The organism is Tardiphaga sp. (assembly GCF_025356345.1).
Taxonomy (GTDB): domain Bacteria; phylum Pseudomonadota; class Alphaproteobacteria; order Rhizobiales; family Xanthobacteraceae; genus Tardiphaga.
Map to the genome: position 1 here is coordinate 1 of NZ_JANXTC010000004.1, position 10,231 is coordinate 10,231.

At 65.0% G+C, this 10,231-nt stretch carries 8 protein-coding genes; 3 read left to right on the top strand and 5 right to left on the bottom strand.

Features of this window, described 5'->3' with window-relative positions; translation table 11 throughout:
- Positions 1 to 164: 164 nt before the first annotated feature.
- Entirely contained in the window at positions 165 to 1,136 is a 972-nt protein-coding gene (locus tag Q0S16_RS00070) for a tripartite tricarboxylate transporter substrate binding protein (RefSeq protein WP_295843690.1), read from the top strand.
- 2 nt (positions 1,137 to 1,138) lie between these two features.
- Positions 1,139 to 2,065 carry a fumarylacetoacetate hydrolase family protein gene (locus Q0S16_RS00075; protein WP_295843691.1) on the top strand — a complete coding sequence of 309 codons (927 nt, stop codon included), beginning with the start codon at positions 1,139 to 1,141 and terminating at the stop codon, positions 2,063 to 2,065.
- Positions 2,066 to 2,150: 85 nt separating this feature from the next.
- Here Q0S16_RS00075 and Q0S16_RS00080 read toward each other — a convergent pair whose 3' ends face one another.
- The 3 genes from Q0S16_RS00080 to Q0S16_RS00090 form a co-directional block, all read right to left on the bottom strand.
- Positions 2,151 to 2,732: a TetR/AcrR family transcriptional regulator gene (locus Q0S16_RS00080; protein ID WP_295843694.1), complete on the bottom strand. Its 582-nt coding sequence runs from the start codon at positions 2,730 to 2,732 to the stop codon at positions 2,151 to 2,153.
- Positions 2,733 to 2,933: 201 nt separating this feature from the next.
- The gene (locus Q0S16_RS00085; protein WP_295843695.1) at positions 2,934 to 4,187 is read right to left on the bottom strand and encodes an Hsp70 family protein; all 1,254 of its coding nucleotides are present in this window, start codon (positions 4,185 to 4,187) and stop codon (positions 2,934 to 2,936) included.
- Positions 4,188 to 4,539: 352 nt separating this feature from the next.
- Positions 4,540 to 4,857, bottom strand: coding sequence for a DUF433 domain-containing protein (locus Q0S16_RS00090; RefSeq protein WP_295843698.1), 318 nt, complete (start codon positions 4,855 to 4,857; stop codon positions 4,540 to 4,542).
- A gap of 114 nt (positions 4,858 to 4,971) precedes the next feature.
- Here Q0S16_RS00090 and Q0S16_RS00095 point away from each other — a divergent pair, with 114 nt between their 5' ends.
- Complete coding sequence (locus tag Q0S16_RS00095; protein WP_295843701.1) at positions 4,972 to 7,320, top strand: Tex family protein; 2,349 nt, start codon at positions 4,972 to 4,974, stop codon at positions 7,318 to 7,320.
- A 172-nt stretch (positions 7,321 to 7,492) separates the two neighbouring features.
- Here Q0S16_RS00095 and Q0S16_RS00100 read toward each other — a convergent pair whose 3' ends face one another.
- Both Q0S16_RS00100 and Q0S16_RS00105 read right to left on the bottom strand, forming a co-directional pair.
- Positions 7,493 to 8,668: an amidase gene (locus Q0S16_RS00100; protein ID WP_295843703.1), complete on the bottom strand. Its 1,176-nt coding sequence runs from the start codon at positions 8,666 to 8,668 to the stop codon at positions 7,493 to 7,495.
- A gap of 15 nt (positions 8,669 to 8,683) precedes the next feature.
- Positions 8,684 to 9,916 (bottom strand): amidohydrolase family protein, encoded by a 1,233-nt coding sequence (locus Q0S16_RS00105; protein WP_295843705.1) that lies wholly within the window; start codon positions 9,914 to 9,916, stop codon positions 8,684 to 8,686.
- Positions 9,917 to 10,231 lie beyond the last annotated feature (315 nt).

The window sequence follows — 10,231 nt, forward strand, 5'->3', positions numbered from 1 at the left end:
GCTGATCATAAGCCGCCCGCAAACCTGCGCATCGACCCGATCACCAGCCCGCACATGGCCGATCCGCCAAAAAACTTGCGTGCTTCCTGTCCAACCTGGCGTATCAGGTCCGCTGATTATAGCTGCCAACCCTGAAAACCGGGAGGCCGTGGGAGGATATGTCGATGCTCAGAATATTGTCTGTGGTCCTCGCGCTGGGCGCTATGGCGCGGCCGGCGCTGGCGGCGACCTATCCCGATCACGCCATCCGGCTGGTGGTGCCGTTCGCCGCGGGCGGCGGTACCGATGTGCTGGCGCGGATCATCGCGCAAAAGCTCAACACGCTGTGGGGCCAGCCGGTGGTGGTCGAGAACCAGCCCGGCGCCTCCGGTGCGATCGGCACCCGCGCGGTGATGAAGGCACCGGCCGACGGCTACACGTTGCTGATGGCGTCCACCGGCGCGCTGATGACCGTATCGACCGGGACCGGCGACGTCCCGTTCGACGTCAACAGGCTGTTGTCGCCGATCGTGATCGGCGCCGCGCCGCCCTATTTGCTGGTGGTCGGCCCGAACCTGCCGGTGAAATCGACCGCCGACCTGATCGCACTGGCGAAAACGCGACCCGAGGGGCTGACTTACGGCTCTTCCGGCGTTGGCGCGGCCTCGCATCTCTCCGGACTGCTATTCGCCAGCGATACCGGGATCAAGATGCTGCACGTGCCCTACAAGGGCACGGGTCCGGCCGTCAGCGATCTGCTCGGCGATCGCATCGACATGATGTTTGCGCCGGGGCCGGTGGTGCAGTCCTTCGTGCAATCCGGCCAGCTCCGCGCGCTCGGCGTCACCGACACGCAGCGTTCGCGGTTCTATCCGGACGTACCCACGGTGGCCGAGAGCGGCGTGCCGGATTACGAGTCGGTGGGCTGGTTCGGCCTGCTGGCACCGCTCAACACACCGAAGGACATCATCACCCAGATCAACAGCGCCATTGTCGCCGCCATGGGCACCGACGAGTTTCGCGCCCATCTGGCCACGCTCGGCGCCGAGCCGAAGCCGCAGACTCCGGAAGAGTTCGGCCGCTATATCAATGCCGACGTTGCCAAGTGGAGCAAACTGGTGAAAGACAACGACGTCCAGCTACCCGGGGGAAAATAACAATGCGTCTGGCAACCTTTCTCGCTACGTCGCCGCATTACGGTCCTCGGTTTGGCATCGTCCGTGGCGACCATCTGATCGATGTCGTCGCTGTCGCCGACGCCTTCAACAAGCCTGTGCCTGCCAGCAGCGTCAAGCAGGCCCTGACCACCGGCCCGCATACGCTTGCGGCTCTCGGCGAGCTCGCCGATCTGGCCGAGAGCAAGGGCCATTTTCGTCCGCTGTCAGGCGTGCGCTTTCTGCCGCCGATCGCCGATCCATCAAAATTCTTCTGCGTCGGCAAGAACAACAAGAAGCACCGCGAGGAACTGCTCGCCAACAAGATGCTGACCGAGATTCCGAACGAGCCCACCGGCTTCATCAAGCTGGTCAGCACCATGTCGGGTGACGGCGACGAAGTGGTCAAGCCGACCGACATCACCACGCTCGATTACGAGCCGGAGCTTTGCTACGTGGTCGGCAAGCGCTGCCACGGCGTCGGCAAGGCCGATGCGCTGGACTATATTTCCGGCTTCACGCTGATGAACGACGTCAGCGCGCGCGAAATCCAGAAACGCGAAGTGGCCTCCGGCAGCCGGTTCTGGACCGCGAAAAACATGCCCGGCTTCGCGCCGGTCGGCCCCTATGTCCTGACCATGGACGAGGCCGCCGATACCGACGATCTGTGGGTGACCTGCGACGTCAACGGCCAGCGCCGGCTGCGCGCGCATACCGGCGACTATCTCTACAAGATCGCCGACGTGATCGAGCACTTCTCGCGCTACGTGGTGTTCGAGCCGGGCGATCTCATCGCCATGGGCGCGCCGAGCGGCGTCGCCGTCGGTCAGCCCAACGCCGCCGAGCTTTATCTGAAGCCCGGCGACGAGATGGTGATCGCGTTCGAAGGCCTGATGTCGCTGCGAACTAAGATCGTCGCGGCGGTCGCCTGATCGAGCATCCGCTTCAGCCCGTTTATGCAAGGGCCGCTCCGTGCAATGGCGGAACGGCGAAAAACACAGAAATCGCTTCTCGCGTTTAGCGCAGCACCTGGGCGAACAGCACCCGCTCGAAGCGCCGCAGCGGCGCCGGGCTGCGCTCGGCCTTGCACAGCAGGCTGGCGCCCTGCAGCGACGACACCACGAAGCCGGCCACGTCGGCGCAGTTGAAATCCGCGGGCAATTCGCCGGCCGTCACCGCCGCGCGCAGGCAATCGGCGACCGCTTCCTGCAATTCGGCGAAGATCGCCACCAGCCGCTCGCGAATGGCTTCGCTGTGGTCGGTGGCCTCGGCGGTGAAATTGCCGAACAGGCAGCCATTGCGCATCTGGTCGCGGTCGAGCCAGTCTTTGGTGGCATCGATGTAGAGGCGCAGCCGGGTCAATGGCGGCACCGCGTCATTGCGCAGCGTCTGCGCCATCAATTCGCGGCCACCGGCCAAATACAGGTCGAGAATTTCGAGGCAGAACGCCTCTTTCGAGGTGAAATGGTTGGTGAAGCTGCCCTGCGGTACGCCGGCCGCGCTGACAATGTCCCGCACGCTGGCGCCGGCATAGCCATGCGCATGCACAACCTTCAGGCCTTCGATGAGAATACGGTCGCGATTCGAAAGCTTTGTCATAGAGGGTAATATGGCTTTTGCGGCCGCGCGATCAAGGGTGCAAGCTGTGTCCCGGACGCGCTGCGGCATTCTCAGGCGATGCCCTTGCATCGCCGCTACGCCGCCGCGCAGAGCCGGTATCCCGGTCAGGCGCGGAAGTCACCGGGGCCCCGGCTCTGCGAAGCAGCACTTCGTGCCGCGTCGCGTCCGGGGAACGAGGAGCTAGCCCGGCCCGTAGCGCCGGACCGCCTCGATGGTCAGGCCCTTGCCGACCGCGCCAAAGGTGTCGCCGTCGATGGCGCGGGCGTTGGGGACGGCGGCGGTGATGGCCTTGCGGACATGGGCGAGCTGCACCGAGCCGCCGGTCAGAAACACGGCGTCGATATCCTCGGCCCGCAGGCTGGCCTGAGCGAGGCAGATGGCAATCCGCGCGGTGATGCGCTCGGCGAGATTCTGGGTGTGGCCGACCAGTTCCTTGCGGGCCACGCCAGCCTGGAGCCCGGGCTCGATCCAGTCCAGCGCGATGCTGGCCCTGGGGGCCGCGGACAGGCCGATCTTGGCTTCCTCGATTTCCATCGCCAGCGTATGGCCGCGCTGCTCGTCGAGCACCCGCACCAGGCGATCCAGCAGTTCGGGCTGCTTCGACTCGAAGCGGACCTGGCGGACCTCGTTCATCACCTTGGATTCATACATCCGGTTGATGTTCGACCAGGTGGCGAGATCGTGGAAATAGCCGGACGGCACGTCGAGCCCGGCGCGCTTCATCGCCGTGCGATAGCCGAGCAGCGGCATCAAGACGCCGAGGCTGAGCTGGCGGTCGAAATCGGTGCCGCCGATGCGCACGCCGTCATTGGCCAGAATGTCGGCCTGGCGCTCGGCATGGCGATGCCGCTCCGGGCTCAATCGCACGATGGAAAAGTCGGAGGTGCCGCCGCCGATGTCGGCGATCAGCGCGATCTCTTCCGAATTCAGCGTACGCTCATAGTCCAGCGCCGCCGCGATCGGCTCGAACTGGAAGGTGACCTCGTCGAAACCGATGTCGGAGGCGATGTCGCGCAGGGTCGCCTCGGCCTTGCGGTCGCTGACCGGGTTGTTGTCGACGAAATGCACCGGGCGGCCATGCACCACATTGCGCAGCGGACGGCCGGTGGCGACCTCCGCGCGGCGCTTCACCGCGCCGAGATACCAGGCGATGATGTCGCGAAACGAGGTGCGCTCGCGACCGGTATTGGTGGTCTCGTCGATCAGCGAGGTGCCGAGTACCGATTTCAGGCTGCGCATCAGCCGGCCCGGCGCGCCCTCGACATAGGCTTCCATCGCCTTGCGGCCGATCAGGATCGCCCCGTCGACCTCATAGAAGATCGCGGACGGAATCGTGGTGTGGCCGGGTTCCAGCGTGGCGAGGACCGGGACATCGTCCACGATGGTGCCGAGCGTCGTGTTCGACGTTCCAAAATCAAGACCGCAAGTAGACATCATCGCTCCCGGGAGGAGCGTCCGTCTACACAGATCGGCGGCGGCGATCCAGTGTTATATTTTGCAGCGCATCATGGACCTGTGGCACCGTCCGCGGCATCTCATCCGCCGATACCGCCATTGTCGTCGCCCGCGGGACAGATTGGCCAAGCGCGAAGCGTGCCAGATTTTTCGAGCAGGACGTATTGACCAGCGGCCGTGACAAGCGGATCGAAGCGACCTTCCATCTCCGCGGGCAGCGGGCCGTTACTGATATTTTTCCAGCCGAGGCTTCGATCATTTACGGAGGTGACCTCGTGACCGCCGAAAACGTTTCGGCGTTGAACCGGCACGTTTTCGTCGAGCAGGATTCTCAGAGTGCGGCCGCCTTAAGCGAGCCGCTCGCCTCCTCGAGGCACGCAATGACGTCCTCGCGGCAGAGACCGGGATAGGATTCGATAATCTCGTCGATCGACATCCCGTGTTCGAGATTCTCAAACAGAACCTCGACGGGGACGCGTGTTCCGCGGAATACCGGGCGCCCGCCGAGCACTTCAGGATTCCGAACAACCACGCTCGTCATCGCGCGCTCCGTCAACTCGGCCATGATGCCGCGCCTGTGCCCACCCAGGATAGCCGATCGAACCAAAATGGCCAGATTTCGAGTTTTACCCGCTTCGCGAAGCGCCATCCACAGAACAATATCTTACGTCGTCGGAGGGTTGATGAATCGCTCGCCATGGGTCCATAAGCGTGACCCGATGGCGGGGACGAGACCCGCCGCGATGTTGCGAAGGAACTGCGCGTGGCCAATATTATTCGACAGATTGCGGAAGAACTCGGCGTCCGCGAGCAGCAGGTGTCGGCGACCGTCGAACTGCTCGATGGCGGCGCCACGGTGCCGTTCGTTGCCCGCTACCGCAAGGAAGTCACCGGCGAGCTCGACGACACGCAATTGCGCAACCTGGAAGAGCGCCTGAACTATCTGCGCGAGCTGGAAGCGCGCCGTCTGGTGATCCTGGAATCGGTGAAGGAACAGGGCAAGCTCGACGACAAGGTGCTGGCCGCGATCATGGGCGCCGACAGCAAGGGCCGGCTCGAGGACATCTATCTGCCGTTCAAGCCGAAGCGCCGCACCAAATCGGAAATCGCCAAGGAAGCCGGCCTCGAGCCCCTGTCCGAATTGCTGCTGACCGAACCGCTGAACGACCCGAAGAAGGTCGCCGAAGCCTTTGTCGATGCCGACAAGGCCGTCGCCGACGTCACCGCGGCGCTGGACGGCGCGCGCGCCATTCTGGTCGAGCGCTTCGCCGAGGACGCCGACCTGATCGGCGCCTTGCGCGAACAGGTGTGGTCGAGCGGGCTGATGGCATCGAAGGTGCGCGACGGCAAGAAGGCCGAGGGCGAGAAGTTCAAGGATTATTTCGATTTCAGCGAGCCGCTGCACAAGCTGCCGTCGCACCGCATCCTGGCGATGTTCCGCGGCGAGAAGGAAGAGATTCTCGATCTGCAGATGCAGCCCGAGCGGCCGCCCGCCGAACCGCCGACCGTGCCGGTGGTCTCGTCGTTCGAGATGAAAATCATGCAGCGCTTTGCGATCTCCGACCAGGGCCGGCCGGGCGACAAATGGCTGACCGAAACCGTGCGCTGGGCGTGGCGCACCAAGATCCAGGTGCATCTCAACATCGATCTGCGGATGCGGCTGTGGACCGCGGCCGAGACCGAGGCGGTGCGCGTGTTCGCCTCCAATCTGCGCGACCTGTTGCTGGCCGCGCCGGCCGGCGCGCGCGTCACCATGGGGCTCGATCCCGGCTTCCGCTCCGGCGTCAAGGTCGCCGTGATCGACGCCACCGGCAAGGTGGTCGATACGCTTGCTATCTATCCGCACGAGCCGCAGCGGCAGTGGGACGCCGCGCTGGCGACGCTGGGCAAGCTCGCCGTCAAGCACAAGGTCGATCTGATCGCGATCGGCAACGGCACCGCCTCGCGCGAGACCGACAAGCTGGCGATGGAGCTGGTCAAGCTGCTGCCGGATTTGAAGATGTCGAAGATCGTGGTGTCGGAAGCCGGCGCCTCGGTGTATTCGGCCTCGGCCTTCGCTTCCGAAGAACTGCCGGAGCTCGACGTGACGCTGCGCGGCGCGGTGTCGATCGCGCGGCGACTACAGGATCCGCTGGCGGAGCTGGTGAAGATCGATCCCAAGGCGATCGGCGTCGGCCAGTACCAGCACGATCTCGGTGAATCGAAGCTGGCGAAATCGCTCGACGCGGTGGTGGAAGACTGCGTCAACGGCGTCGGCGTCGACGTCAATACTGCTTCCGCGCCGCTGCTGGCGCGCGTTTCGGGCATCGGCTCCGGCCTGGCGCAGAGCATCGTGCAGCATCGCGACGCCAACGGCCCGTTCAAGTCGCGCAAGGCGCTGAAGGACGTGCCGCGGCTGGGACCGAAGGCGTTCGAGCAATGCGCGGGCTTTTTGCGCATCAGCGACGGCGAGGATCCGCTCGACAAGTCCGGCGTGCATCCGGAAGCCTACCCGCTGGTGCGAAAGATTCTGGCGGCGACCAAGAGCGACATCAAGGCGTTGATCGGCAATGCCGAAATTCTCCGCACGGTGCAGCCGAAGTCCTTCGTCGACGACACCTTTGGCTTGCCGACCGTGACGGATATTCTGCGCGAATTGGAAAAGCCCGGCCGCGATCCCCGTCCCGCCTTCAAGGCGGCGGTGTTCATGGAAGGCGTGGAGAAGCTGAGCGATCTCAAGCCCGGCATGATCCTGGAAGGCACCGTGACCAACGTCGCGGCGTTCGGCGCCTTTGTCGATATCGGCGTGCATCAGGACGGGCTGGTGCACATCTCGGCGATGTCGCACACCTTCATCAAGGACCCGCGCGAAGTGGTGAAGTCCGGCGACATCGTCAAGGTGAAGGTGCTTGAAGTCGAGGTCGCGCGAAAACGCATCGCGCTGAGCCTGCGGATGGACGATGCCGTGGGGCCCAAGGCCGAACGCCCGCAGGGCGACCGCGGTCCGCGCGTGCCGGAGCGGCAGAAGATGAGTTCGTCGGCGCCAATCAAGCCGGGTGAAGCGGCACCGGGCGGCGCGTTTGCGGAAGCCCTGCGCCGCGCCGCGGAAAAGGGCGCGGGGAAGTCGAAGTAGGAGCGACAAGCGCTGTGGCTCTTCACCTCTCCCCGCTCTTCCGCGGGGAGAGGTCGGCATCGCGCGTCAGCGCGCATGCCGGGTGAGGGGCTGCCAGCGTTTCACTCACAAGAGCCCCTCACCCCAGCCCTCTCCCCGCAAGCGCGGGGCGAGGGAACGCACGGCTGGTGCGCTACTTCGCCAATTGCACCGCCAGCGCCAGAATATCCTCGTCGCAATTCCTTGCGCCGATGATCGAGAGGCCGAGCGGGCAGCCATCGAGCGTAGCGGCCGGAATCGAGATCTGCGGCAGGCCGGCATGGCCGGCGAGGCACAACAGTTCGATGGCGCGGAAGCGGAAGGTATCGAGCTGGTCGGCCGGGGTGTTGAGCAAGGGCGCGATGCCCGGCGAGGTCGGCAGCACCATCACGGTGTCCGGTGTCATCAGCGACAACAATCGCGCGACAATGGTTTCGCGCAATGCCTTGGCGGCGGCGATCTCGGCCTTGTCCATTAATGCTGCGGCCGCGAAGCGTTCCTTGACGCCGGGGCCGAATTTCGGCTTCGTCGCCAAAATCCATTCGCCCTGCGCGGCCCAGGCCTCTTCCGACTGGATGACGCGAAACACGTTGCGCCACGCGGCGATATCGCCGTTCGCGACATCGACCGCCTCGCTGGTGCCGACCAGCGCCAGCAATTTGTCAACCGAGGGCCGCAGCGCGGCGGTGACACCGTCATCGATCGCCGCGAACAGATCGCGCGCCACCAGCACCTTGGTGATCTTGCGCGGCGCGCGGGCGCCGTCGAGCAACACATCGCCGATTGTCTGCATCATGTCGGCGCGGCGCGAAAACCAGCCAGCCGTGTCGTAGCTCGGCGCCAGCGGCACGGCAGCCGAGAGCGGGATGCGGCCATGGGTGGTGCGGATGCCATAGACGCCGCAATAGCTGGCGGGCAGCCGTACCGAGCCGCCGGTGTCGGAGCCGATCGCAAAATCGACCAGTCCGCCGGCGGTGGCCGACGCCGAGCCGCTGGAGGAGCCGCCGGGAATCCGGCCGGGCGCGGCCGGATTGGTCGGCGTGCCGTAATGCGCGTTCTCGCCGTTCAGGCTCCACGCCAGTTCGTCGGTGTGGGTCTTGCCGACGAATGTGCCGCCGGCCGCGAGCAGGCGATCATAGATTGGCGTCGAGAGGGTGGGCACCGGATGCGTCGCCAGCCATTCCGGGCTGCCGGCGGCGGTCGGCAGGCCCTTGATGTCGTAAAAGTCCTTCACGGCGAAGCTCAAGCCCGCGAGTGGGCCTTCATTCGTCGTCCGCACATCGATGCGGCCATGGGCGACAAAGGCATTCAGCGTGTCGTTGATCGGCATCGAGATCTCCGTGAATCAGTTCGTGGGCCGGTGCAGCGTGGCGGCGGGCCTGGTGAAGGTGCGAACGCCGCGCTTCAGCCCGAACAGAGGCTGCGCGACCTCGCATACCGCCTCCGCCTTGGTGGCACAATCCAGCACCACGAGGTCGGCGGGGTTACCGACCTTGATGCCGTAATCGCCGCGGTTGAGCAGCCGGGCCGACGCCGACGTCACCATGTCGAGACAGAAAGCGAGTTCGTCTGACGTGCCGACCTGCAGCACATTGGCATAGAGGTTGATCATCCGGATCAGCGAGACATCGCCGAACGGTGTGAAGGGATTGAGGACGTTGTTGGTGGAGACGTTGGCGTTGACGCCGAGCGCGCGCAGTTTGTGAGCCGCGGTAACGCCGCGCGGCACGTTGAATTCGTGGTCGCGGGCGGTGAGGAACAGGTCGGTGGCCGGCAGCACGGTGACCGCGACGCCGGCATCGGCGAGGCGTTTCGCCGCGGCCTCGAAGCCGGCCCTGGGCATCGCGGACAGCTTCGTCACATGGCCGATGGCCACGCGACCGCCCCAGCCGGTGGCCGTCGCCATGCGGCAGACCTCGTCGAGGTCGAGATGGGTGGGATCGAGCGCGAAATCGAGATGGAAATCGATGTCGGTGCCAAATGTTTTTGCCATTTCAAAGATCCTGGCGATCTGGCCGTGCGAATCCTTGTCCATATAGGGCGCACCGCCGACCACGTCGGCGCCCTCTTTCATCGCCCGCAGCATGATGTCCTCGCAGCCGGGATCGTCGAGCAGGCCTTCCTGCGGAAACACGCAGAGCTGCAGATCGATCGCCCAGGCATAGTCCGCCTTGAGTTGCTTGAGCGCGCGAAAACTGGTGAGGCCGACGCGGGGATCGACCTCGACATGGGTGCGCATCTGCGTGGTGCCGTGCTTGATCGCCTTCTCCAGCGTCTGCGAAGCGCGGGCGTAGACGTCCTCCTCGGTGAAGCCGCGCTTGGCCCTGGCGACTTCGCCGATCGCCTCCGCAAGCGTGCCCTGCGCGCAATTGCAGCGGCCGAGCAGGCAGGATTTGTCGAGATGGATATGGGTCTCGACGAAACCGCCGACGACGAGACGGCCGCCCAGATCCTGTTCCGGCGCGCCCTTGGGGAGGTCAGCTTCAATAGCCGTGAAGCGGCCGTGACGGATGCCGATATCGGCGATGCCCGCTCGATCGACGATGGCGGCGTTGCGCAGGATGAGGTCGAAGGTCATACCGGAATTCCTTGGGTAGCGATTAGAAGCGCGTCAATTGGGCTGAGTGATATCGTGTCCCGGACGCGGTGCGGCGCGAAGTGCCGCTCCGCAGAGCCGGGATCCCGGTTTGTTGCCTGCACAATCGGGACCCCGGCTCTGCGGCGCACCACGCCGCAAGGATGCGGCGCGCTGCACCGCGTCCGGGGAACGATCGCGTTGTGGAGCTGGGTGTCTTGCATCTACGACGCATGGCCGAGATAGGCGGCCTCGACTTCGGGATCACGCGCGAGATTTTCCGCGCTGTCCTCGCGGACGATTTTTCCGGAGTCGATG